We start from the raw sequence: 21,768 nt of genomic DNA on the forward strand, positions 1-21,768 counted from the left end.
GATCCCGACCGGAGCGCCAATCGCGCCATGGTGATTGCTTCGCTACGACCGCCGAACAGGCCCAGGTGCTGCCGCGAATGGCGGGTGCGGTTGTCAACCTAGCTTGAGATATGCCTATGACCTATGGATACTTTTGGCCAAAAATTGACATTTTCCGCCAGAATGGTACTAATTGTCACCAGCGGGCACCGGGGGTCGGCCGGTAGGGTGGGGATGGGACAGGACTTCAGTCTGCGATTTGCGCACTGTCTGGCGCGACTCCGGCGGGAAGAGCCCGAATTGGCCACCACTATCGTGCCCACTGGGGTTACCGGATTCTGGGCGAGCAATTTCGACTATCCCGACTGGCTGACCCACGGCACCGATATTCCCGCGGGTCAGGCGCTTCCCCGGATGATTGAGCTGATCGACGATTTGCAGATCATCGCCAACCTGATCGGTCATGCAGGGGAGCAGCGGTTGGTTGAGTTGATGCTCGAATGGCCACGCTTTCCCGCCCAGACCGAGTCCTTGGCGGCACCCGATCTGGGGGCGGCGCTGGAGTATCTTGCGGGCGCAATTACTCACCGCAATGCCCTCGTAACTCTGGCTTACCACCGCGATGCGCGGAAGGGGTGCCTGACGCTTAGAAGCGATGACAGGCTGGGGCCATTCCGGCCGCTGTTGGAAGCAGTGGTATGGGTGGTGATTTTTCGCGTGGCGCGGGGGTTTCTCGGCTTCAGGCCAAGCACTGCCAACGCGCTCGACCGGATCGCTATCCGATCGGTGCATGCGGCTGCACTCCTCAAGCCGTTGCTCGATTGCGAAGTCAGCCGGAGCGCCGGCAAGCTATCGGAGTTGCTGATCGAAGCCGATGTGCTGGAGGCTGCCAATCCCGAATTCGATCCGGATTCATGGCACCGCCTTTCCCCGCAGGAGCAAGCCGTCGATCCTGCTGCCGCGATGCCCCGCAATATCGCAGAGGTGATGCCGATGCTGCGCAATGCACTGGCCGAAGTCGGGCGCGCGCCACAGCTGGCCGAAATTGCCGCGCGTCTGGGAATGTCCTCGCGCAGCTTTGCAAGGGCGATGGCCATGGCGGGATTATCCTATCGTGATCTCGTCAACGACACCCGCATGGCGATAGCCCGCGATTTGCTTGTCGAAGGGCGTGCTCCGGTAAAGGATATCGCCCTGCGACTGGGTTATGGCGATGTGACCGCTTTCGTTAGGGCATTCAGGCGCAGCCACGGCGTCTCGCCGACCCGCTGGACACAGGCGACGGGCGCGAAGAAATAGCCCGCGAGAAAAGTCGGCCGCGCTACCGCTTACCCCATTTGCCCCCGGTGCAGCAGTTTGTGATCGGCCAGCACCAGCGCCATCATCGCCTCCACCACCGGCGTGCCGCGGATGCCGACGCAGGGGTCGTGGCGGCCCTTGGTGACCACCTCCACCGCCTCGCCCGCAGAGTTGATCGATTCCACCGGGGTAAGGATCGAGGAAGTCGGCTTGAACGCCACCCGGCACACCACCGGCTGTCCGGTGGAAATGCCCCCCGCCGTCCCGCCCGCGTGGTTGGCAAGGTAGATCGGCTTGCCGTCTTCACCGGGGCGCATCCTGTCAGCATTCTCCTCGCCGGTCAGCCGCGCGGCTTCGAAGCCGTCGCCGATTTCCACGCCCTTTACCGCGTTGATGCTCATCATCGCGGCGGCAAGGTCGCTGTCGAGCTTGGCATAGATCGGCGCGCCCCAGCCTGCGGGGACGCCGGTGGCGACGCATTCGACAATCGCGCCGAGGGACGATCCGGCCTTGCGCGCGGCATCGACCTTTTCTTCCCAGCGTTTGGCCGCTGCCGCATCGGGGCAGAAGAACGGATTGTTGGCGATTTCGGAATAGTCGATGTTTGCCGGGTCGATCCGGTCGCCGCCCAGCTCGCAGACATAGGCGGTGATGGTGACTTCGGGGATCACCAGCCGCGCCACCGCGCCCGCCGCCACCCGCGCTGCCGTCTCGCGCGCGCTTGAACGTCCGCCGCCGCGATAGTCGCGGATGCCGTATTTGGCGTCATAGGCGTAGTCGGCATGGCCCGGGCGATATTGCTGGGCGATGGCGCTGTAGTCCTTGCTGCGCTGATCGGTGTTCTCGATCATCAGGCTGATCGGCGTGCCGGTCGTCGTGCCCTCGAACACCCCCGACAGGATCCGCACCAGATCATCCTCGCGCCGCTGGGTGGTGAAACGGCTGGTGCCCGGCTTGCGCGCGTCCATGAAGGGCTGGATGAACTCTTCCGAAATCGCGAGCCCCGGCGGGCACCCGTCGACAACCGCGCCCAGTGCGGCCCCGTGGCTCTCTCCCCAGGTAGTAAAGCGCAGCACGCGCCCAAAGGTGTTCCAGCTCATGGGTCTTCCATTACCTAAAGTCCCGTTCGTGTCGAGCGCAGTCGAGACACCTTGATTGATGCATCTCGACTTCGCTCGATGCGAACGGGGATTTGTGCGGTAGAACACTAGCCAAGCCAGCGGGATTGCGTCAGGAACTTTGTGCTCAAGTAGCGAAGCGGTAGCACGGCGAAGACTCATGATTGCCAAACTCTCAGGCAGGCTCGATGCGACCGGCGAGGACTGGGCGATCGTCGACGTCGGCGGGGTGGGCTACCTCGTCCACTGTTCCAGCCGCACGCTCGCCGCGCTGGGCGAGGTAGGGGAGGCCTGCACCGTCCACACCGAATTGCAGGTGAGCGAGAACGACATGCGCCTCCTGGGCTTCGCCGAGCAGGCCGAGCGCGACTGGTTCCGCCTGCTGACGGGCGTGCAGGGCGTGGGGAGCAAGGTCGGCCTCGCGATCCTTTCCGCGCTCTCGACCGGAGAGCTGCGCGACGCCTGCGGCAAGGGTGACGCGGCGATGGTCGCCCGTGCGCAGGGCGTCGGGCCGAAACTGGCGGGCCGGATCGTCAACGAGCTGAAGGACAAGGCGGGCGCGATGCCCGGCGGCAGCGCCGGGTTCGTGCCGGGTTCGGCGGCAGCGCCGGTTGGCGGCGCGGGCGCGGACGCGGCGAGCGCACTTGAGAATCTCGGCTTCAAACCCGCCATCGCCGCACAGGCGGTCGCCCGCGCGCTCGAGGAGCTAGGCGAGGGCGCGAGCGAGGGTGACCTGATCCGCGTGGCGCTGAAGAAGGCGGCGGGTTAGAAGAGGGCAGGAGGACTTACCATGCGCACCATCATCACCATCGCTCTGGCGCTCGCCGCCGTCCCGCTCGCCGCGCAGGATCGTAGCGCTTTCGAGACCGGCCCGGTGCTGACCGAATTCGGCCCCCACGCGCCCGTGCCAGGCATCGGGCAATTGCCCGAAGGCACCGAATTCGCGGTCGCTTTCGACGTCTCCACCCCGGCCGAGGAAGGCAAGGCCAATCGCGGGTTCGAAAGCGCGGCGCGGTTCCTCAACATGCAGGTCGCCCACGGCGTGAAGGAGGAGAACATCCGTATCGCGGTGGTGGTGCACGGCAAGGCCTCGCTCGAACTGCTGACCGATGCCGCCTATGCAGAAAAGCCCGCCACGGAAGGTGCCGAAAACCCCTCGCGCGCACTGGTCGAGGCACTACTCGAACATGACGTGCGCTTCATCCTGTGCGGCCAGAGCGCCGCAGTCTACGGCATCACGCCGGACAAGCTGATCCCCGGCGTCGAAATGGCGCTTTCGGCGATGACGGCCCACGCGCTGCTGCAGCAGAACGGCTACACGGTGAACCCGTTTTGAGCGAGCCGGTCCCCTTGCACACCCCCGACCGCCAGCCGGGTGATCCCGACGCGGCGCTGCGTCCGCGGCGGCTGGCCGAATTTGTCGGGCAGGAGGCGGCCAAGGGGAACCTTGCCGTCTTCATCGCGGCGGCGCGCGCGCGCGGCGAGGCAATGGACCATACCCTGTTCTTCGGCCCTCCCGGCCTCGGCAAGACCACACTGGCGCAGATCATCGCGGGCGAGCTTGGCGTGGGCTTTCGCGCCACCTCCGGCCCGGTGATCGCCAAGGCGGGCGATCTCGCCGCGCTGCTAACCAATCTCGAACCGCATGACGTGCTGTTCATCGACGAGATCCACCGCCTGTCGCCCGTGGTCGAAGAAGTGCTCTATCCGGCGATGGAGGACCGCGCGCTCGATCTCATTATCGGCGAGGGGCCCTCGGCACGCTCGGTGCGGATCGACCTGCCGCCCTTCACCCTTATCGGTGCCACCACACGGCAGGGCCTGCTGACCACGCCCTTGCGCGACCGCTTCGGCATTCCGGTGCGTCTGAATTTCTACACCCATGACGAGCTTGATCGCGTGGTCACCCGTGCTGCGGGCCTCATGGGTCTTGCCATCGAACCCGAAGGTGCACGCGAGATTGCTCGCCGCAGCCGCGGAACCCCGCGTGTCGCCGGACGCCTGCTTCGGCGTGTGCGCGACTTCGCCGACGTCGCAGGCAGCCCTTCGGTTACCCGCAAGGTGGCGGATGATGCGCTTACCCGGCTGGAGATCGACCGGCTCGGCCTGGATATCATGGACCGGCGTTATCTCGCGATGATCGCCACCACCTATAAGGGCGGGCCGGTCGGGATCGAGACGCTGGCGGCGGGCCTTGCCGAACCGCGCGACACGATCGAGGATGTGGTCGAACCCTACCTTATCCAGCTCGGTCTGGTGGCCCGCACCGCGCGCGGGCGGGTGCTCAACGATGCCGGCTGGGAGCATCTCGAAATGTCGCCACCGCAGGATCGGCTGCGCGATTCTGCCGGCGATTCTCTTGCGCGTCAGACCGGCCTGTTTGACGAAGATAGTTAACTTTCGGGCTAACCCACCCCCCTTTTTCGGTGCCAGATCGGGACAGCACCCTGCAAATCCTGCGATTTCCAAGAGATTCCAGTGCTCCAACGCGGCACGGGATAGTTAAGCCGATTGCCCCTCCTGCCTTAATTACATCAAATGAAGGCTGGTTCAGGTGACGCACGCGGATCGTCCGCATTCGCCGCCGCAAGCAAACAGGGTTATCGACTATGTCGCTCAAGATGGCCATCGCGAAGCTTTCCGCCGCTGCCGCGGGGGTGGCGTTGTTGCAGGGCGGCGCGGTGCGTGTGGCCGAGCCGATGAACACCGACACGCCGGACTTCAGCACCAATATCGACGGCAAGCTGATCGCAGTCGATCCCGAAACCGGCGCGCGCTACATCAAGACCCGCCAGCGCGAGATCCCGATGCCCGAGCAGCGTCGTCGCCGGATCGTCGAGCGCACCATCGAATGCCAGCCGGTTGTGCCCGGGGCAGCCGGAGCGCCTTCGATGCCTGCCGGTGCGGTGCAGGCATATATCGACCCCAATGAATGCCCGCCGATCGCGCAGGTTGCCTATATGCCCGCGCCGCTTCCCCCGCTTCCCCCGATTCAGGGCGGTGGCGGTTTCGGCGGCGGCTGGGGCGGCGGTGGCGGCTTTGGCGGCGGCTTGGGCTTTGGCGGCGGTTTCTTTGGCGGCTTCTTCGGCGGCGGCGGTTCGTCTTCGGGCGACGTGTCGGTTTCGACCACCACTTCGACCTCGGGCGGCACCAGCGGTACGACTTCGGGTGATCCCGCACCGCCGCCGGCGCCGCCTCCGGGACCGCCTCCGGGACCGCCTCCGGGTCCGCCGCCGGGACCTCCTCCTGGCCCGCCGCCCGGTCCTCCTCCCGGTCCGCCGCCCGGTCCTCCGCCGCCTCCGCCACCCAGTTCCAGCGGAAGCAGCGGTGGTTCGACTACGACGACCACGACGACCACGACGACCTCCGGCAACGTTTCGAGTACGTCGTCGACTTCAGGCAATGTGTCGTCGACCACCTCGACATCCGGCAATGTGTCATCGACCACGTCGACTTCGGGGAACGTCTCCTCGACCTCAACGACGTCTACGTCGGGCAACGTCTCGAGCACCACGACTTCGAGTTCGTCGAGTAGCTCGTCGTCCTCTTCGTCCAGTTCTTCCTCCTCTAGTTCCTCGGGTGGAAGCGGTGGGTCGAGCGGTCATCCCGGTACCACCACGTCGTCGGGCGGTGGCTCCTCCTCGTCGTCGAGCAGCAGCTCGTCGTCCTCGTCTTCGTCCTCATCTGGCGGAGCGACCAGCGGCGGTAGCACGTCCGGCGATATGACCAGCAGCACCAGCAGCTCGTCTTCGTCGTCGAGCAGTTCATCCTCGTCTTCGGGTTCGTCGTCGACCGGGACATCGACCGGATCGAGCAGCTCCTCGGGAAGCAGTTCCTCGTCCTCGTCGAGTTCTTCGTCGAGCAGTAGCTCGTCGTCCTCGTCAAGCAGTTCGAGCGGCGGGCATGAAGTGCCCGCGCCGCCGATGGTGGTGCTGTTCGGCCTCGCGGCAGCGGCGATCCTGAGACGGCGGCGGCAACCGGACGAAGGTTGATCCGCACGCCTCAGGTGTGATTGAGCAGTCGCCAGGGTTCCTGGCGATACCACCGCGTAATCACGTGCTTGATACCGCGCTTCACCGGCATCCCGGCGTGGAGCGTACGGGTATTGGGGTGACCTTCAGGGGTCATGTTGTTCCAGACCAGCAGCGTGCCTGTCTGCGGACGGAAGCTGAGGCCGAGCTTGGGGAAATCGGTCTCCCCGCCTTCGCGTGGTTCGTTGAGCCAGATCATCGCCGTCCACGTGCGCTGCCCGCCCCGCGGAGCCTCGCCCTGCCAGTAGCCCGCGCCGACATGCAGGTAGTCGAAGTGGTGCTTGAACTCCTGCCCGGCCTGATAGCGTTGGCCTTGCATCGTCTCGCCGTAATTGTCGTCGATACCGAGAACGTCGGAGATATAGAGTTCGCAGCTGCGCGTCAGCGGGTCCTCGCTGCCGAAATGATGCGTATGGCTGGTGCGGAAGCCCGCTCGCTCGGTGCCCTGATAAAGGGTCGAGGGTGCGGCGCGTTCATTGATCACGCGCACGATCTCGCGGCAGTCGCGGCGTTTGAGAAAGCCTTCGATACGGAAGATCTCCGCGCCTTCGACAGCGATCTGCTCGACCGCCGGATGCGCGACCAGGCGGCGGCGCACGATCTCGCCGAACCACGCAAGCTTGCGCGGATCGGCCATGGGGTCGAAGGATGCGAGCGCCTGATCGGTCATGCGCCTGCCTTAGCAGGCAGCGGTTAACGCAGCGTCAGCGCTGTTCGAGCGGCTGCCCGGCTTCTTCCCAGGCCAGAATGCCGCCCGCGAGATGTTCCACCGGTTCGCCCGTGGCGGCCGAAAGTTTGGCCCCCGCCATGCTCGAACGTCGGCCCGAACGGCAGTAGAGAACGACCTCACGCCCATCCGAGGGGCCGAGCTTGGCGGGATCGAAACGGTCGAGCGGGATATGCTCGGCCCCCGGGATCATGCCTTCGGCCACTTCCTCGTCGGTGCGCAGGTCGATCAGCCGGACATTGCCCGCCGCCAGCCGCGCAGCCAGCTGTTCGGGGGTCAGGTCAATCATCGGCAGCGGAGCCCGCGCTTCCGGAACAGGAACCGCGTCGTCATCCGTTGCCGGAGCGCCCGCGCCCGCAAAGGCCAGCTCGAAACCGAGCGGTGCGGAGGGCGCGTCCCGCTTTCCGTCAGAGCGCGATCCGCCGCTACAGGCAACCAGTGCCAGCAGGGCCGATGCAGCCAGAAGGGTGGTGCGGGACGCGTTCATCCCTCTCCTTATGCCGCAAGTTTGCGCAGAACGTAATGGAGAATGCCGCCGTGGCGGTAATATTCCATTTCATTTGCGGTATCTATGCGACACAGCGCGGTGAAGGTGAAGCTGGTGCTGTCGGCGCGGGTGACCTCGATTTCGACATCCTGACCCGGCTGGAGATCGGCCAGACCGCGCACCGAGAAGCTATCGTCCGCAGTCAGACCCAGCGTCTCGCGGGTGTCGCCGTCCTTGAACTGGAGCGGCAGCACACCCATCCCGACGAGGTTGGAACGGTGGATGCGCTCGAAGCTCTCGACGATCACCATGCGCACGCCAAGCAGGATCGTGCCCTTGGCCGCCCAGTCGCGGCTGGAGCCGGTGCCGTATTCCTTGCCGCCGATGACCACCAGCGGCGTGCCGTCTTCCTTGTGCTTCATCGCCGCGTCGTAGATCGGCATGGTCTCGCCATTATAGGTCGAGAAGCCGCCCTCCACGCCCGGCACCATCTCGTTCTTGATGCGGATGTTGGCGAAGGTGCCACGCATCATCACTTCGTGGTTGCCGCGGCGCGAGCCGTAGGAGTTGAAGTCCTTCTTCGCGACCTGGTTCGACTTGAGGTAGGTGCCCGCCGGGCTGTCTTCCTTGATCGAGCCGGCCGGCGAGATGTGGTCGGTGGTGACCGAATCGCCGAGGATCGCCAGCGGCTTGGCATCGACGATGTCGGTGACCGGTGCCGGGGTCATGGTCATGCCGTCGAAGTAAGGCGGGTTGGCGACATAGGTCGAACCGGCGCGCCACTGGTAGGTGTCGGACGGCTCGACCGTGATCGCCTGCCAGTGCTCGTCGCCGTCATAGACGTTGGCGTAGCGGCTGACGAACATCGAACGGTCGATATTGGCGGCGCGGTTTTCTGCGATTTCCGCGTTGGTCGGCCACAGGTCGGCGAGCATCACGTCATTGCCGTCCTGGTCCTGACCGATCGGGGTGGTGGTGATGTCCTCGGTGACGGTGCCCTTCAGCGCATAGGCGACAACCAGCGGCGGCGAGGCGAGGAAATTGGCGCGCACGTCGGGCGAGACGCGGCCTTCGAAGTTGCGGTTGCCCGACAGCACGGATGCCGCGACGATGTCGTTGCCGTTGATCGCAGCCGAAATCGGCGGGGCGAGCGGGCCGGAATTGCCGATGCAGGTTGTGCAGCCATAGCCGACCAGATCGAAGCCGATCGCGTCGAGATGCGCCTGCAGGCCCGACTTCACGAGGTAATCAGTGACGACCTGCGATCCCGGCGCCAGCGAGGTCTTGACCCACGGCTTGGGCTTCAGACCCTTCTCGTTGGCCTTCTTGGCAACCAGACCCGCGGCGATCAGCACGTCGGGGTTGGAGGTGTTGGTGCAGGAGGTGATGGCGGCAATCACCACGTCGCCGTCGCCGATGTCGTGATCCTTGCCCTCGACGCTCACGCGCGCCGGGCCGGACTTGCCGTAAACCTTCGACAGATCGCCGTTGAACAGCTCGTCCACCTCGGGGAGGATGACCTTGTCCTGCGGGCGCTTGGGGCCGGCGAGGCTGGGGACGACGGCGGCCATGTCGAGCGACAGGGTCTTGGTGAAGACCGGGACGTTGGCGGGATCGAACCACATGCCCTGCGCCTTGGCATAGGCTTCGACCAGCGCGATGTTTTCCTCGCTGCGGCCGGTCAGGCGCAGATATTCGATGGTCTTGTCGTCGATGCCGAAGAAGCCGCAGGTCGCGCCGTATTCGGGCGCCATGTTGGCGATGGTCGCACGGTCGGCAAGGGTGAGGTTGGCAACGCCCGGACCGTAGAATTCGACGAAGCGCCCCACCACGCCGACTTCACGCAGCATCTGCACGCAGGTCAGCACGAGGTCGGTCGCGGTCACGCCTTCGGCCATTGCGCCTTCGAGATAGAAGCCGACCACTTCGGGGATCAGCATCGAAACGGGCTGGCCGAGCATCGCGGCTTCGGCCTCGATCCCGCCTACGCCCCAGCCCAGCACGCCCAGACCGTTGATCATGGTGGTGTGGCTGTCGGTACCCACGCAGGTGTCGGGATAGGCGACCATCATGCCGTCCGGCCCTTCGCTCGACCACACCGCCTGGGCGATGTGTTCAAGGTTCACCTGGTGGCAAATGCCGGTGCCCGGGGGCACGGCGGATAAGTTCTTGAAGCTCTTGGAGCCCCATTTGAGGAAGTCGTAACGCTCGGCATTGCGCTCGTATTCGAGCGCCATGTTGGCTTCCATCGCCTTGGGGTGGCCGAATTCGTCGACCATCACCGAGTGGTCGATCACGAGGTTGACCGGCACCAGCGGGTTGATCTTGGCGGTATCGCCGCCGAGCTTCTTGATCGCGTCGCGCATCGCCGCCAGATCGACCACGCAGGGCACGCCGGTGAAGTCCTGCAGCAGCACACGCGCCGGACGGTACTGGATTTCCGCACCGGTGACGGGGTTGTTCTGCCAGTCGACGATCGCCTGGATGTGCTCGCGGCCCACGGTAAAGCCGCCGTCCTCGAAGCGCAGCAGGTTTTCTAGCAGCACCTTCATCGAAATCGGCAGCTTCGAAATGTCGCCCAGCTGCTCGGCCGCCTTGGCGAGCGAGTAATAGGCATAATCCTTCCCGTTCACCGAGAGGGTCTGACGGGTTGCGAGCGTATCCTTGCCGATGTCGGTCATGGGAGGGTTTCCATCCTTCTAGGTTGTCCCCGCGCCCCGATCCAAAAAGGCGCGGTTTTCGCGGCAGCACCTGCGCTGTCATGCGCGCGAGGTCAAGGGGGGTGCCGCTGGGTAAATGGTCTTAGGCGGGCTGTATTTCGGCTTGCGGATCGCGCCGGGCAACCAGCCAGCAGCCCGCAATGATCAGGACGGTCCCCGCCAGCGTAGTCATGCTGACGTTTTCGCGGAAGAACAGCCACCCGAAGGCGCTGGCCCAGACAAAACCCGAATATTCGATCGGGACCAGCGCCTGCGCTTCTTCGCGGGCATAGGCCCAGGCGATCGCCATTGATCCGGCCACGGTCAGCGCGCCTGCTGCGGCCAGCGGCACAAGTGCGGGCATGGTGGGCGGTGACCACAGGAACGGCGCGGCGGTCAACAGCACCAGCCCGCCGATGCCGCTGTGAAAGGTCGCGATCTCGACCGGGCCGGCCACCTGCGATTGTTTGCGGATGACGATGAAATTATAGGCGTAGAGCACGGCCGAAAACATCATCGCCGCGATGCCAACGGCAGCGTCGGCATCGAACTGGCCCGAACCGATGCGTCCGCCGACGATCACCAGTGTCCCGGCAAAGCCCAGCACGCTCGCCAGCACCGCCTTTTTTGCGATCGTCTCGCCCAGCAATACCCGCGCAAGATAAAGCGCCAGCAGCGGCGCGATGAAGCTGAGCGCAATGGCTTCGGCCAGCGGCAGGCGGGTCAGCGCAAAGAAGAACGACAGCGCCATGAAGGCAGAAACCAGTCCGCGTTCGAGATGCAGCTTCATGACGCTGCGCGAAGGCCACGCACCGCCGCGGGCGAGCCAGAACGGCGCGATGATGCCTGCGCCGATCAATGCCCGCAGCACGGTGGCGGTGTAGGCGCCGATCAGCAGCGCCGCTTCCTTCATGAAGGCGTCCATGAGCGACAGGAAACCGACCCCGGCAAAAGCGGCGGCAAAGGGCAGCAGGCGATGGGCGCGGATGGACATGACGCATGCGCGCATAGTGCCAAGTCGGGCGCGCGTCACGCCGGTGTTGTCCATTCACCGCAGCGCAAGCGAAGGCAGTTGATAGCTGAGGGTCGTCGCGGGTATGATGCCCGCTGACGGTTTTGGGCCGCGCTGTGCGGCGCAACGGGGTTGGAAAGCATTTTATGAAGAGGTTTCCGGGCAAATTCGCATCCGGTGTCGCAGTGGCGGCGCTGCTGGCAGGCTCGGCCATTGCCCAGTCGCAGGTCAGCCGCGAGGACATGGTTTCCGGCGGCCAGCAGCAGGGCGGGCCGGCACGGGTGGAGATGCCGGCCTCGCGTCCGGCTCCGGCTCCGACTCCGACGCCTTCCCCGACCACAGGCAGCGCCTTCGATCAGGCCTTCCCGCGCATGGTATCCGAACCGGTGGTGCAGGGCGGAATGGAGATGCCCGCGCCGCTAGTGCAGCCGTGGACCATTGCCAATGCCACCAAGCTGGTCGCCGTGATCGAGGGAATCGGCGCCGAGGGGCTCGACCCGAAAGATTATGATCTCGAACCGCTCAAGGTGGCGCTCGCCTCCGGCCCGTCGGACGAGCTGGACGCGCTGGCCTCGCAAAGCTTTGCGTGGCTGGTGGAGGACCTGCGCGACGGTCGCACCCCGATGGATGCGCGCGAGCAGTGGTTCGTCGAGGATCCGGACCGCGAATTGTTCCGCACCGGCGACATGCTGGAGCAGGCGCTAACGAGCGGCGACATCGCTGGTACGCTGGCCACGCTCAACCCCACTCATCCCGATTACGCCCGCCTGCGCGAGGCGCTGGCGAAAACGCCCGAAAGCGATGCGGCAAAGCGCAAGCTGATCCGCGCCAACATGGACCGCTGGCGCTGGCTGGCGCGCGATCTCGGCACGCAATACCTGATCACCAATGTCCCCGAATTCCAGCTGCGCCTGACGGTCAAGGACAAGATCATCAGCACCTATCGCACGATCGTCGGCAAGCCGGGGCGCACTGCCACTCCGCAGCTCGCCGAGATGGTCGAAGGCGTGGTGTTCAACCCCACGTGGACGGTGCCGCAGTCGATCGTGAAGGGCGAAGGACTGGGCGCACGCGCGCTAGCCAACCCCGCCTGGGCCAAGCGCAACGGCTATGTCGCCACCAAGGGCGCGAATGGTTACGTCAGCGTCGTGCAGCAGCCGGGCCCGGGCAATTCACTGGGCATGATGAAGCTGGAAATGCCCAATCCGCACGCGATCTTCTTCCACGATACGCCCTCGCGCCACCTGTTCGCCAACGACCAGCGCGCGCTTTCGCACGGCTGCGTGCGGACCGAACGCGCGCTGGAACTGGCGATTACGATGGCGATCTTGGGCAAGGGCGCGACCAAGGACGAGGCGGTAGCGATCTCGACCTCGCGCAAATATACCAAGGTGATGCTGGAAAAGCAGTTTCCCGCCTACATCACCTATTTCACCATGGCTTCGGACATCAACGGCGAGATGGCGACCTTCAAGGACATCTACAACCGCGACGCGCCGGTGCTCGCCAGCCTCGACAAGCCGCGGGTGCGTAACCGCAGCAACGTGATCGACGACGAGGTGATCGTCATCGAGGACGATCTGCAGGACGGTTAAAAAGCGGAGGTCGCGGGGCGCTGCAGCAGGTCGAGCGGCTGGCGTTCGATCCTTGCCAGTTCGGGCACCGGCTGGATGCTCCCGTCCTCTTCCAGCCCCAGGCTGTCGGCATAGAGCAGGCGCCCGCCGGACAGGTGCATCAGCGCGATACGGAACTGTTCCTCGCCCATCGCGAAGCACCCGGTGGAGCGCCCGAGGCGGCCCCAGCGTTCGATATGCGAAGGCTCGGCATAATCAGCGCGGTGCATCACGATATAGCGTTGCAGCGCGGCATTGTTGGTCTCGTCCAGCCCGCCGAGGCGCACCGAGGTGCCGTAGCGGCCCTTGTACCATTCCCAGGTCACATAGGCCCCGCGGCTGGTCGCGTTGGAGCCTTCGGTGTTGGAGAACTGCTTGAGCCAGCCGTCGTGCTGCGGATCCGAGCCGCTGCCGTGGCTGACGTGATAGGACTGCACCTCGCCCCGGTCGAGATTGACGAAGTGGAAGCGGGGCTTGGCCGAATGCAGGCCGAAATCGGCGATGCCCACGATGTCGCGCTTCCAGATCGCATCGCCCGCCCGGTCAAGCTCGCGCTTGGCGAGGGCGAACAGCGTGCGGTCGCGCGGGGTGCCGGGCGCTACAGTCGCGGCGAGCAGGCGCGCGGGCGCGGCCAATGCCGCTCCGGCAATCAGACTGCCCTTGAGAAGGTCGCGCCGCTTCATCCTGTCCTAACGTAAACCGCAAGCCTTGCGTTCCCTATAACGCAAATGATGAAAGCTGGGCAACTCGTCGCAGCTTCAGACCGCTTCGTGCCGCGCTGTTGCGTCTGAAGGGCGACCCCAACCCGGATTGGCCTCGTGGATCGCCTTCGCCTTCATGCCCAGCATGATCACGCCGGGCATGTTGGCATTGATCGCCTCGCCCACCTTGGCGAGCTTTGCCAGCCGCGGATCGCCAGCCGCCATCATCGCCGCGACTGCCGGGCCGGTGGGATGCAATCGGCTGCGGGCGTTGAAGGCATTGGTCTTTGCATTCTGGCCGAGCCGCCCGGCGCTCATCAGGTTGGCCATCACTGCGAAGGGATAGGTGTCGGGGGTATCGGTCAGGGGCGCGGGCGGGCACAGGATGTTGCGTTCGTCATCCGTGTCGAAATTGGCTTCGAGGAAGGCGCAGAGCGCCGCGCTGTAGGGCACGAGGGGGGTCTGCGCCAATTGCAGCGTGATCCGGTCGGCGGCGAAGATAGGGCGGACCGTGTCGCCCACGGTCTTCGGCACGGCGCTGGCGGTGCAATCGATGAACAAGGTGTTGTCAGGCACCGTGACGGAATCATCGACGAACATCATCCGGCCCGGTGCGATGGCCGTGACATGGCCCTGCCTGTAGACGGCCTTAATCCGTGACAGCAGATCAATCTCGCCTTCCGAGATCACGGCATAGTGCATCATGGTGGGGGCAACCTGCGGGTCAATCCGCAGCATCACGCCGCGCGCTTCCAGCTTTTCGCACATTTCGCTGCCGCTGTCGGACGCTGCCGCGCATTCTACCAGCGCAAGCTGGAATTCCAGCAGGCCTTCGATCCGCGCATGGGCGGGCTGAAGAAATCGGCGGTTGAACATCCACGAATCGCGCGGGCGCACCCAGCCGATCCGGTCGGGGTCCACTCCGGCCTCGATCAGCCATACCGCGGTATCCATCGCAGTCTTGCCGCCGCCGAGGATGATGTAGTGATCGGGCATATTGCCGCGCTGCTTCCACAATCCGGGCAGATCGCCGGGGATCGCCAGCCGTGCGCCTTCAGCAATCGCGAAGGACGGCGTGTGAGTCGACGGTACCGAGGTCTGAAACCATGTCGCATCGACCAGCTTGCGGCGCACGGTGATAGCGCGTTCATCGCCTGACAGGATCGGCCGGATATGATGAAGCCCGGCCTCGCCCCCGGCATAATCGGTGAGCGGGTGGTAGGCCACGCGCCCGCTCGGCAGCAGGCGTTCGTTCATCAGCCGGTCGTAATAGGCGAGAAGATCGGCGTGGCGTGCCAGCGGATACATGCCCGTATTATGACCGTGGGTGTCGATCCGGTCTGGGCACAGTTCCAGCGAATTGACCCCGTAGGTCGCGCTCGGCTGGTGCAGGGCGACGAAGGGATAGGCATCGTTCCAGTGCCCACCGGGCCGGGCGTGCCGATCAACGATGGTGATGTGGCAATCGGGATCCTCGTCCAGCAAGGTATCGACAAAAGCCATGCCAACCGCGCCGGCGCCAACCACGAGATAATCGGTGGCAAAATCGTTCATCATCTATCCCCCCAAGATGCACTCCGCATGCCCTAACATAAATCGGAGGGAAGGGTGCGGGCATTCTCGTCGGCCATGGCCAGCATTGAGGCGGCATGGCGTGCGGCAACGATACGCGGATCGTCGCCATAGCCCCCGCCGAGCGCCGAAGCGATCGCGAGCCCGCGACGGCGCGCTTCGCCGACCACAAAGCGGTCGCGCGCGGCAAGTCCCACATCGCTCAGCGCCAGCCGTCCGAGCTTGTCCTCGGCATGCGGATCGACGCCGGCCTGATAGAGCACGAAGTCAGGCGCGAAGTCCGCGAACACCTCGGGAAGGTGCCGGGTGAGGACTTCCATGTAGCCATCATCGTCCACCCCGTCGGGCAGGCCGACGTCGCGGCTGGAGCGTGCCTTTCGCACCGGAAAGTTCTTTTCGGCATGAAGCGAGAGGGTGAAGATGTCGGCGCGGCCTGCGGTGAGGCTGGCGGTGCCGTCGCCCTGATGCACGTCGCAATCGACGATCAGGATGCGCCGCGCGTCTCCTTCGGCGATCAGCCGGTTGGCTGCGACCGCAAGATCATTGAACACGCAGTAACCTGCGCCCGTATCATGCAGCGCGTGATGACTGCCCGCCGCCGAGTTGGCGGCATAGCCGTGGCGCATGGCAAGGCGCGCGGCGAGCCATGTTCCGCCATTGGTGTGGCGCACGCGGCTGGCAATGTGCGGCGTCACCGGAAAGCCGATGCGGCGTTCCTTCTCGCGCGGGACTTCGGCGCGGAACACCTGATCGACGTAGTCGGGGCAATGCACCGCTTCCAGCCATTCGCGCGGCATGGGTTCGGGCGCGTGCTCGGTGACCGGGGCTCCGCTCGCGCGCAGTTCTTCCATCACGAGGTAATATTTGTCGAACCGGAAAGACCCCCGCTCCGGGCGCGGGGCCATGTAGTCGGCATGGTGAACGACGTGGAGCATTATTCGCTCAACCCGGCAGCCAGCCCGTATGTTCCGCGAGGATCTTGCACCCCAGCCCGATCAGGATCACGCCTCCGGCGCGCTCGGCCCATTCGCCCCAGTTCTCGCCGGCGATCCGCCCCAGAATGACGCCTGCGGCGCTCAGGGCCGCAGTCACCCCGCCGATTAGCGCCACCGCCGTAAACGGCGCGACGTCGAGGGTCGGCAGGGTGATACCTGCGGCAAGCGCATCGACACTGGTCGCCACACCTGCGACCAGCAGCGCGGTGCCCGTGAGCGCGCGCGCGGCTTCCTCTTCGCCCACGTGTCCGCCCAGCATCCGCACCCCGAGAAAGCCGAGCAGGCCGAATGCTACCCAGTGATCGACTGTTTCGATATATTCGAAAGCGACGGCACCTATCCCCCAGCCGGCGAGCGGCATCACCGCCTGAAAGATGCCGAACGTCAGTGCGATGGCGATAGCGCCGCCCCAGCCGGGCCGGAACCGCGCACCCTGCGTCATGGCAACGGCAAAGGCGTCCATGGCAAGCGCCAGCGCGAGGAAAACGGCTTCGAACACGGCGGCGGCCTGTTACGTGCTGTCAGGCTCGGGCGAGGGGGCAGGTGCAGGTGCAGGCCCAGCTTCAGGCACCGGCGCATCGGCGAGGCTTGCGAGTTCGGCGTAGATCGCCTCTTCGCTGCGGCTTGCGGCGTTGCGCCAACTTTGCGCGGTGTCGGGGTTCACCAACGCGCCTTCGGCGGTCAGCACCAGCAGCGCGGGCGTGCCAGGGAAGTCGGCAAGGCCAAATCGCTGCGCAATGGCGAGGTTGTGGCCGTCGCCCGTCTGCGGCAGGCCGACATTGACGAAGACCAGCTCGTATTCCTCCGCCACCAGCGCGGCGAAGCGTTCGGTTTCCAGCCATCCGGCCAGTGCGCGGCTGTCGTGGCACCAGTTGGCGCCCATCACCAGCAGCACCCGCTTGCCATTCCCGGCGGCGCGGGCGAGCGCGGCGTCGACATCGCCCATGGCATCGGGGGTGACCGCGTAAGACTTTGCCTCGGGATGTGTCGGGGCGGGCGGTGTCGTCGCGCAGGCAGCCAGCGCCAGCGCCGCACTCCCGGCAATCAGCGCGCGTATCACTCTGCGGCTTCGGCGGGCTGGGGCGCGTGGGGATCGAAGGCCGTGGCCTCGCCCGCTTCGATTTCGGCGGCCTTTTCCTCGACCAGGCGCACGATGTGATCGAGCATGTCCTCGTTCTGCACGGTGTGGTCGGTCACCCCGCGCAGATAGACCATGTGCTTGCCCGCGCCGCCGCCGGTGAGGCCGATATCGGTCTCGCGCGCTTCGCCCGGGCCGTTCACCACACAGCCGAGGATCGAAAGGCTCATCGGCGTCTTGATATGTTCGAGCCGCTGTTCGAGCGCTTCAACGGTGCGGATCACGTCGAAACCCTGGCGCGAGCACGAGGGGCACGAGACGATGCGGACGCCGCGGGTGCGCAGGCCCAATGCCTTGAGCATCTCGAAGCCGACCTTGATTTCCTGCTCGGGCTCTGCCGACAGGCTGACGCGGATGGTGTCGCCGATGCCGGCCCACAGCAGGCTGCCGATGCCGATGCTGGATTTCACGGTGCCGCCGATCAGCCCGCCCGCCTCGGTGATGCCGAGGTGCAGCGGGCAATCGACCGTTTCGGCGAGTCCGTGATAGGCCGCGACCGCAAGGAACACGTCGGAGGCCTTCACCGCCACCTTGTATTCGTGGAAATCGTGATCCTGCAGCAGCTTGATGTGATCCAGCGCGCTTTCGATCAGCGCTTCCGGGCAGGGCTCGCCATATTTTTCGAGCAGGTCTTTTTCCAGACTGCCCGCGTTCACGCCGATACGGATCGCGCAGCCATTGGCCTTGGCCGCGCGCACGACTTCGGCGACCCGGTCGGCCGAACCGATATTGCCGGGATTGATGCGCAGGCAAGCCGCGCCCGCGTCCGCCGCTTCGAGCGCGCGTTTGTAGTGGAAATGGATGTCCGCGACGATCGGGATGCGCGCGGCGCGGGTGATCTGCTTGAAGTCGCGCGTGGATTCCTCGGTCGGGCAGGACACGCGGATGATGTCGGCCCCGACTTCCTCGCAGCGGCGGATCTGGTCGATCGTCGCCTTCACGTCCTCTGTCGGGGTGTTGGTCATGGTCTGCACGGTGATGGGTGCATCACCGCCAACGGGGACATTCCCCACCATGATCTGGCGCGATTTGCGCCGCTCGATCGTGCGCCACGGGCGAATACTGGACATGACGAGCCATATAGCCGCGCGCTTGTGGCGGGGCAATGACTGGAACGCGCGGCTTACCAGCGGATCAGCGGCGGCACGATCACCCGCGCTGCCAGCGCCGCGATCGGTACGGGCAGGACGTGCCAGATGCCGAGATGCGCGATCCCGTCGAGCGGGCAGGTGATGCCGAAGGCAAGCGCGCCCAGCGCGCCGGCTGCAAGCCCCGTCAGCCACGCTTGCCGTGCCAGCGCCACGGGTGCCGCACGGCGCAGGAACAGCACTGCAGCCACCGCGACGACCAGCCCCGCTGCAAGCGCCGACGTCAGGCAATGCCACGCAGCCGGATCGGCAAGGCCGTCATGTGCATGGTGACCGGACGCCCATACCAGCTGGATCAGCGCGGCGAGCGGCAACAGGCACAGTGTGGCGAACGCCCAGACCGGCGCATTGGCGCGCGGGCCAACCTGCGGCAGCGCACCGGCCACCAGCGCAGCGCTGCTTGCCGCACCCAGCATCAGCAGCAGACCATTGCCGATCCAGAAATAGGGCGATGCCTCGCCCGTCAGGATACCGTCCCAGAAGGAAAACAGCGTGCTGGTGCCGATCGCGGCGGCCAGCGTCGCGGCGGCGATAAGACATGCGCCTTGCCATGCACGGACCCGGCGTACCGGCTCGGCAGTGTCTGCCAGCGCGGCGATCAGATCGGAGCGGTTGCGGGGAGAGTTCATCTTAATCGGCTTTCTCGACGAGCGCGGCCAGTTTCTTCAGGCCGCGGTGGATGTTGACTTTGACAAGGCTGGCGCTCTGACCGCTGCGGGCCGAGGCTTCCTCGATTGACAGGCCTTCGATCTTGACCAGTTCGATCGCTTCGGCCTGCTTGACCGGGAGATGCGCGAACAGCCGATCAAGGCTGACGCGGGCAATCACGACGTCCTCCTCGCTGCTTTGCGCGCCGCTTTCTTCCTCCAGTTCCTCACTCGCGTCGCGATAGACGCGGCGCAAATGATCGACCCAACGATAACGCGCAATCGCCGCGAGCCACGGCAGGAACGGGCGCGCCGGGTCCCACGTGGCGCGTTTGGCATGGAGCGCGATCAGCACCTCCTGCACCAGATCATCGACCTGGCCCGGCGGCAGACGGCGGCGGAAATAGCGTTCCAGCCAGACGCCCGCCTCGGTCAGCAGGACGTTCGCCGCCGCGCGGTCGCCTGCCTGCATCGCAGCCATCAGACGGGCGAAGGTGGCCTCGTCGGCGAGCATTCAGCTTGCTTTCGCGTTCCGCGAAACGGGCATGGGGCATTCCTTTTCCTGCGCGCGGCGGCGCGGCGGTTTCACCCGTGGTTTCGTGCGCAGGGCCCCGAGCGGTTACATCCTGCCAAAAAAATGCCGGTTTCGCCACGTGCGGACAGCCTTGACTTGGGCGCGGGTGGCTTCAGTCTGGCGGCCAGTGCGAGGAGAGACAATGCTGACCGACAACCCGATCGAACTGCGCAGCCCTGCGCCGAGTCTGCTGATGCGCGCCGTCAAATGGGTAATGGCCCGCGCCGAACCTGTCTTTCCCCATGACGCCGAAGGCTTCCACCGCCGCATGACCGGGCGCCAGTTACCTGTCGACGCGCCGATGCCCGTCAGCTTCAGGCGCGATTTTCTGGTCGGCGAATGGGAGGCGGAAGGGCATCGGGTGGTGACGATCCATCCCAAGAGCGGCCCCGGCGAATGGCATATGCTCTATTTCCACGGTGGCGGTTTCGTGCAGCCGATGTTCAAGGTGCACTGGCCGCTGGTGGCGGCGATGGTGAAGCATTGCGGGATCAGCGTCTCCGTGCTGCTCTATCCGGTGGTGCCCGAAAGCCCCCACGCGGAACAGGACGCGGTCGCTGACAGCGCATGGGCGACGCTGGCCGAGCATCACGATCCGGCGAAGATCATCCTCAACGGCGACAGTGCGGGCGGGCATATTGCGCTGGCGCTGGCACTGCGGCTTGCCAAGGCCTGCGGCCCGATGCCGGGCAAGCTTGCGCTGTTCGCGCCGTGGCTCGATCTGACGCTGGCCGACCCCGCGATCGCGGCGGTCGAGCCCAATGACCTGATGCTCAAGATTGGCACGCTGCGCGCCTGCGGAGAGATGGTGGCGGGGACGCGGGACCCGGCCGGTGCCGAGGTGAGTCCGCTCTACACGCCAACAGACGAGCTCGCGAAGCTGCCGCCGACTCGCATCTGGACCGGACGGCACGACCTGTTCATCATCGATTCGCGCACCTTCGTGGGCAAGCTGCGCGCTGCCGGGGTGGACGCGAAGCTTTATGAATACGAAGCCGCGCCGCATGTGTTCATGGCGATCACCCCCACGCGCGAAGCGAAGGACGTGCTGCGCCTGCTGAGCGAATTCCTGTCCGCCTAGCTGGGGAATTTCGCGCCGGTCAGCTCCTCGCTGAGCTTCCACAGCTGGTCAGCATAGCTTGAATTGACCGCGTAGGACCGCACGCCTCCGCTGGAGGACACATCGTCCACTCCGGCGACGTGGCAATCCTCACAATAGACCCCGCCCTTGCCTTCCAGCTCGGGCGCGGTCGCGGCCCAGCAGCTTGTCGCCGCGCCCTGAGGAATGGTTTTCCATTCGAACCCGCTGTCGCTGCTGGTCACGCGCTCCATCAGCGCGGCGACCATTTCTTCGGTCATATGGCGGCCGAGATTGGTCTGGATGCCGCCAGGGTGGACTGCATAAGCGTGGATACCCAGCACCGCGAAGCGCTGTTCCAGCCCCACGGTGAACAGCACGTTGGCGGTCTTCGACTGGCCATAGCTGACCCACGGATCATAGGGACGGTGTTCGAAGTTTGGATCGTCGAAATCCACGGCGGCGAAGTGGTGCCCGCGGCTCGAAAGGTTGACGATGCGCTTGGCATGGCCGCGCTCGATCAGCGGCATCAGTTCGGCCGTCAGCGCGAAATGGCCAAGGTGGTTGGTGCCGAACTGCATTTCGAACCCGTCGGCGGTATGCATGAACGGGCAGGCCATCACGCCGGCGTTGTTGATCAGCAGGTCGATCTTGTCGAACCGCTGGCGGGCACGCGATGTTGCCGCGCGGATGCTTTCGAGCGAGCCGAGGTCGAGCGTGATGGTATCGAGCTGCGCCTTGGACACGGTGCCCAGGATCGCGGCCACGGCTTCATCGAGCTTCGCCTGATCGCGCCCTGCCATGATAATATGCGCACCCTTGGCCGCCATGGCCCGGGCGGTTTCCTGCCCCAGCCCGGAATTGGCCCCGGTGATGAACACGCTCGTGCCCGAAAGGTCCTTGCCCGCCAGCACCTCGTCGGTGCTGCTGCTCCAGCCGAATCCGCCCAT

22 protein-coding genes are annotated in these 21,768 nt (G+C 65.4%); 6 read left to right on the forward strand and 16 right to left on the reverse strand.

Annotation, left to right across the window (positions count from 1 at the left end; all coding sequences use genetic code 11):
• Nucleotides 1–279 precede the first annotated feature (279 nt).
• A complete protein-coding gene (locus OIK40_RS09530) occupies nucleotides 280–1,278 on the forward strand; it encodes a helix-turn-helix domain-containing protein (RefSeq protein ID WP_273678094.1) in 999 nt (332 codons plus the stop codon).
• Nucleotides 1,279–1,307: 29 nt separating this feature from the next.
• On the opposite strand, the gene aroC is transcribed toward OIK40_RS09530, so the two are convergent.
• Nucleotides 1,308–2,378, reverse strand: a complete 1,071-nt coding sequence (gene aroC / locus OIK40_RS09535) for a chorismate synthase (RefSeq protein ID WP_273678095.1) — start codon at nucleotides 2,376–2,378, stop codon at nucleotides 1,308–1,310.
• A gap of 178 nt (nucleotides 2,379–2,556) precedes the next feature.
• On the opposite strand from aroC, the gene ruvA reads away from it, so the two are divergent.
• The 3 genes from ruvA to ruvB are packed head-to-tail and all read left to right on the forward strand — an operon-like array spanning nucleotide 2,557 to nucleotide 4,793.
• Nucleotides 2,557–3,165, forward strand: coding sequence for a Holliday junction branch migration protein RuvA (ruvA, locus tag OIK40_RS09540; protein WP_273678096.1), 609 nt, complete (start codon nucleotides 2,557–2,559; stop codon nucleotides 3,163–3,165).
• Between the two features lie 21 nt (nucleotides 3,166–3,186).
• Nucleotides 3,187–3,732: a DsrE family protein gene (locus OIK40_RS09545; RefSeq protein WP_273678097.1), complete on the forward strand. Its 546-nt coding sequence runs from the start codon at nucleotides 3,187–3,189 to the stop codon at nucleotides 3,730–3,732.
• The gene (gene ruvB, locus OIK40_RS09550) at nucleotides 3,729–4,793 is read left to right on the forward strand and encodes a Holliday junction branch migration DNA helicase RuvB (protein ID WP_273678098.1); all 1,065 of its coding nucleotides are present in this window, start codon (nucleotides 3,729–3,731) and stop codon (nucleotides 4,791–4,793) included. The genes OIK40_RS09545 and ruvB overlap by 4 nt, the downstream gene beginning before the upstream one ends.
• 595 nt (nucleotides 4,794–5,388) lie before the next feature.
• Here ruvB and OIK40_RS09555 read toward each other — a convergent pair.
• The 6 genes from OIK40_RS09555 to OIK40_RS09580 all read right to left on the reverse strand — a co-directional run bounded on the left by OIK40_RS09555 (nucleotide 5,389) and on the right by OIK40_RS09580 (nucleotide 11,334).
• Nucleotides 5,389–5,895: a hypothetical protein gene (locus tag OIK40_RS09555; RefSeq protein WP_273678099.1), complete on the reverse strand. Its 507-nt coding sequence runs from the start codon at nucleotides 5,893–5,895 to the stop codon at nucleotides 5,389–5,391.
• A gap of 102 nt (nucleotides 5,896–5,997) precedes the next feature.
• Nucleotides 5,998–6,441 carry a hypothetical protein gene (locus OIK40_RS09560; RefSeq protein WP_273678100.1) on the reverse strand — a complete coding sequence of 148 codons (444 nt, stop codon included), beginning with the start codon at nucleotides 6,439–6,441 and terminating at the stop codon, nucleotides 5,998–6,000.
• Nucleotides 6,399–7,097: a prolyl hydroxylase family protein gene (locus OIK40_RS09565; RefSeq protein WP_273678101.1), complete on the reverse strand. Its 699-nt coding sequence runs from the start codon at nucleotides 7,095–7,097 to the stop codon at nucleotides 6,399–6,401. Before OIK40_RS09565 ends, OIK40_RS09560 begins: the two co-directional genes overlap by 43 nt.
• A gap of 34 nt (nucleotides 7,098–7,131) precedes the next feature.
• Nucleotides 7,132–7,641 (reverse strand): rhodanese-like domain-containing protein, encoded by a 510-nt coding sequence (locus OIK40_RS09570; protein WP_273678102.1) that lies wholly within the window; start codon nucleotides 7,639–7,641, stop codon nucleotides 7,132–7,134.
• Nucleotides 7,642–7,649: 8 nt separating this feature from the next.
• The gene (gene acnA / locus OIK40_RS09575) at nucleotides 7,650–10,322 is read right to left on the reverse strand and encodes an aconitate hydratase AcnA (RefSeq protein ID WP_273678103.1); all 2,673 of its coding nucleotides are present in this window, start codon (nucleotides 10,320–10,322) and stop codon (nucleotides 7,650–7,652) included.
• 121 nt (nucleotides 10,323–10,443) lie between these two features.
• Complete coding sequence (locus tag OIK40_RS09580; protein WP_273678104.1) at nucleotides 10,444–11,334, reverse strand: DMT family transporter; 891 nt, start codon at nucleotides 11,332–11,334, stop codon at nucleotides 10,444–10,446.
• A gap of 164 nt (nucleotides 11,335–11,498) precedes the next feature.
• Here OIK40_RS09580 and OIK40_RS09585 point away from each other — a divergent pair, with 164 nt between their 5' ends.
• Nucleotides 11,499–12,947, forward strand: coding sequence for a L,D-transpeptidase family protein (locus OIK40_RS09585; protein ID WP_273678105.1), 1,449 nt, complete (start codon nucleotides 11,499–11,501; stop codon nucleotides 12,945–12,947).
• On the opposite strand, the gene OIK40_RS09590 is transcribed toward OIK40_RS09585, so the two are convergent.
• The 8 genes from OIK40_RS09590 to OIK40_RS09625 all read right to left on the reverse strand — a co-directional run bounded on the left by OIK40_RS09590 (nucleotide 12,944) and on the right by OIK40_RS09625 (nucleotide 19,680).
• Nucleotides 12,944–13,648 carry a murein L,D-transpeptidase catalytic domain-containing protein gene (locus tag OIK40_RS09590; RefSeq protein ID WP_273678106.1) on the reverse strand — a complete coding sequence of 235 codons (705 nt, stop codon included), beginning with the start codon at nucleotides 13,646–13,648 and terminating at the stop codon, nucleotides 12,944–12,946. The two genes, OIK40_RS09585 and OIK40_RS09590, sit on opposite strands and share 4 nt — an antisense overlap.
• A gap of 75 nt (nucleotides 13,649–13,723) precedes the next feature.
• Nucleotides 13,724–15,220 carry an NAD(P)-binding protein gene (locus OIK40_RS09595; RefSeq protein WP_273678107.1) on the reverse strand — a complete coding sequence of 499 codons (1,497 nt, stop codon included), beginning with the start codon at nucleotides 15,218–15,220 and terminating at the stop codon, nucleotides 13,724–13,726.
• 32 nt (nucleotides 15,221–15,252) lie between these two features.
• Nucleotides 15,253–16,173: a histone deacetylase family protein gene (locus OIK40_RS09600; protein WP_273678108.1), complete on the reverse strand. Its 921-nt coding sequence runs from the start codon at nucleotides 16,171–16,173 to the stop codon at nucleotides 15,253–15,255.
• Nucleotides 16,174–16,180: 7 nt separating this feature from the next.
• On the reverse strand, nucleotides 16,181–16,732 hold the full coding sequence (locus tag OIK40_RS09605; protein ID WP_273678109.1) for a manganese efflux pump MntP: 552 nt from the start codon (nucleotides 16,730–16,732) through the stop codon (nucleotides 16,181–16,183).
• A gap of 12 nt (nucleotides 16,733–16,744) precedes the next feature.
• Nucleotides 16,745–17,293 carry a thioredoxin family protein gene (locus tag OIK40_RS09610; RefSeq protein WP_273678110.1) on the reverse strand — a complete coding sequence of 183 codons (549 nt, stop codon included), beginning with the start codon at nucleotides 17,291–17,293 and terminating at the stop codon, nucleotides 16,745–16,747.
• Nucleotides 17,290–18,441, reverse strand: coding sequence for a flavodoxin-dependent (E)-4-hydroxy-3-methylbut-2-enyl-diphosphate synthase (gene ispG, locus OIK40_RS09615; protein ID WP_273678111.1), 1,152 nt, complete (start codon nucleotides 18,439–18,441; stop codon nucleotides 17,290–17,292). The genes OIK40_RS09610 and ispG overlap by 4 nt, the downstream gene beginning before the upstream one ends.
• 53 nt (nucleotides 18,442–18,494) lie before the next feature.
• The gene (locus OIK40_RS09620) at nucleotides 18,495–19,148 is read right to left on the reverse strand and encodes an NrsF family protein (protein WP_273678112.1); all 654 of its coding nucleotides are present in this window, start codon (nucleotides 19,146–19,148) and stop codon (nucleotides 18,495–18,497) included.
• Between the two features lies 1 nt (nucleotide 19,149).
• A complete protein-coding gene (locus tag OIK40_RS09625; RefSeq protein WP_273678113.1) occupies nucleotides 19,150–19,680 on the reverse strand; it encodes a sigma-70 family RNA polymerase sigma factor in 531 nt (176 codons plus the stop codon).
• Between the two features lie 202 nt (nucleotides 19,681–19,882).
• Here OIK40_RS09625 and OIK40_RS09630 point away from each other — a divergent pair, with 202 nt between their 5' ends.
• Complete coding sequence (locus tag OIK40_RS09630; RefSeq protein ID WP_273678114.1) at nucleotides 19,883–20,821, forward strand: alpha/beta hydrolase; 939 nt, start codon at nucleotides 19,883–19,885, stop codon at nucleotides 20,819–20,821.
• On the opposite strand, the gene OIK40_RS09635 is transcribed toward OIK40_RS09630, so the two are convergent.
• The gene (locus OIK40_RS09635) at nucleotides 20,818–21,768 is read right to left on the reverse strand and encodes an SDR family NAD(P)-dependent oxidoreductase (RefSeq protein WP_273678115.1); all 951 of its coding nucleotides are present in this window, start codon (nucleotides 21,766–21,768) and stop codon (nucleotides 20,818–20,820) included. The two genes, OIK40_RS09630 and OIK40_RS09635, sit on opposite strands and share 4 nt — an antisense overlap.

It is taken from the genome of Erythrobacter fulvus (genome assembly GCF_028595285.1).
GTDB lineage: Bacteria > Pseudomonadota > Alphaproteobacteria > Sphingomonadales > Sphingomonadaceae > Erythrobacter > Erythrobacter fulvus.

What these genes read in the sequence shown, in the direction of transcription:
- ruvA (WP_273678096.1), top strand. Translation starts at nt 2,557, where the DNA reads ATGATTGCCAAACTCTCAGGCAGGCTCGATGCGACCGGCGAGGACTGG.
- acnA (WP_273678103.1), bottom strand. Translation starts at nt 10,322, where the DNA reads ATGACCGACATCGGCAAGGATACGCTCGCAACCCGTCAGACCCTCTCG.
- OIK40_RS09545 (WP_273678097.1), top strand. Translation starts at nt 3,187, where the DNA reads ATGCGCACCATCATCACCATCGCTCTGGCGCTCGCCGCCGTCCCGCTC.
- OIK40_RS09595 (WP_273678107.1), bottom strand. Translation starts at nt 15,220, where the DNA reads ATGAACGATTTTGCCACCGATTATCTCGTGGTTGGCGCCGGCGCGGTT.
- ispG (WP_273678111.1), bottom strand. Translation starts at nt 18,441, where the DNA reads ATGTCCAGTATTCGCCCGTGGCGCACGATCGAGCGGCGCAAATCGCGC.
- OIK40_RS09625 (WP_273678113.1), bottom strand. Translation starts at nt 19,680, where the DNA reads ATGCTCGCCGACGAGGCCACCTTCGCCCGTCTGATGGCTGCGATGCAG.
- OIK40_RS09600 (WP_273678108.1), bottom strand. Translation starts at nt 16,173, where the DNA reads ATGCTCCACGTCGTTCACCATGCCGACTACATGGCCCCGCGCCCGGAG.
- OIK40_RS09565 (WP_273678101.1), bottom strand. Translation starts at nt 7,097, where the DNA reads ATGACCGATCAGGCGCTCGCATCCTTCGACCCCATGGCCGATCCGCGC.
- OIK40_RS09580 (WP_273678104.1), bottom strand. Translation starts at nt 11,334, where the DNA reads ATGTCCATCCGCGCCCATCGCCTGCTGCCCTTTGCCGCCGCTTTTGCC.
- OIK40_RS09635 (WP_273678115.1), bottom strand. Translation starts at nt 21,768, where the DNA reads ATGGGCGGATTCGGCTGGAGCAGCAGCACCGACGAGGTGCTGGCGGGC.
- aroC (WP_273678095.1), bottom strand. Translation starts at nt 2,378, where the DNA reads ATGAGCTGGAACACCTTTGGGCGCGTGCTGCGCTTTACTACCTGGGGA.
- OIK40_RS09590 (WP_273678106.1), bottom strand. Translation starts at nt 13,648, where the DNA reads ATGAAGCGGCGCGACCTTCTCAAGGGCAGTCTGATTGCCGGAGCGGCA.
- OIK40_RS09630 (WP_273678114.1), top strand. Translation starts at nt 19,883, where the DNA reads ATGCTGACCGACAACCCGATCGAACTGCGCAGCCCTGCGCCGAGTCTG.
- OIK40_RS09620 (WP_273678112.1), bottom strand. Translation starts at nt 19,148, where the DNA reads ATGAACTCTCCCCGCAACCGCTCCGATCTGATCGCCGCGCTGGCAGAC.
- OIK40_RS09585 (WP_273678105.1), top strand. Translation starts at nt 11,499, where the DNA reads ATGAAGAGGTTTCCGGGCAAATTCGCATCCGGTGTCGCAGTGGCGGCG.
- OIK40_RS09570 (WP_273678102.1), bottom strand. Translation starts at nt 7,641, where the DNA reads ATGAACGCGTCCCGCACCACCCTTCTGGCTGCATCGGCCCTGCTGGCA.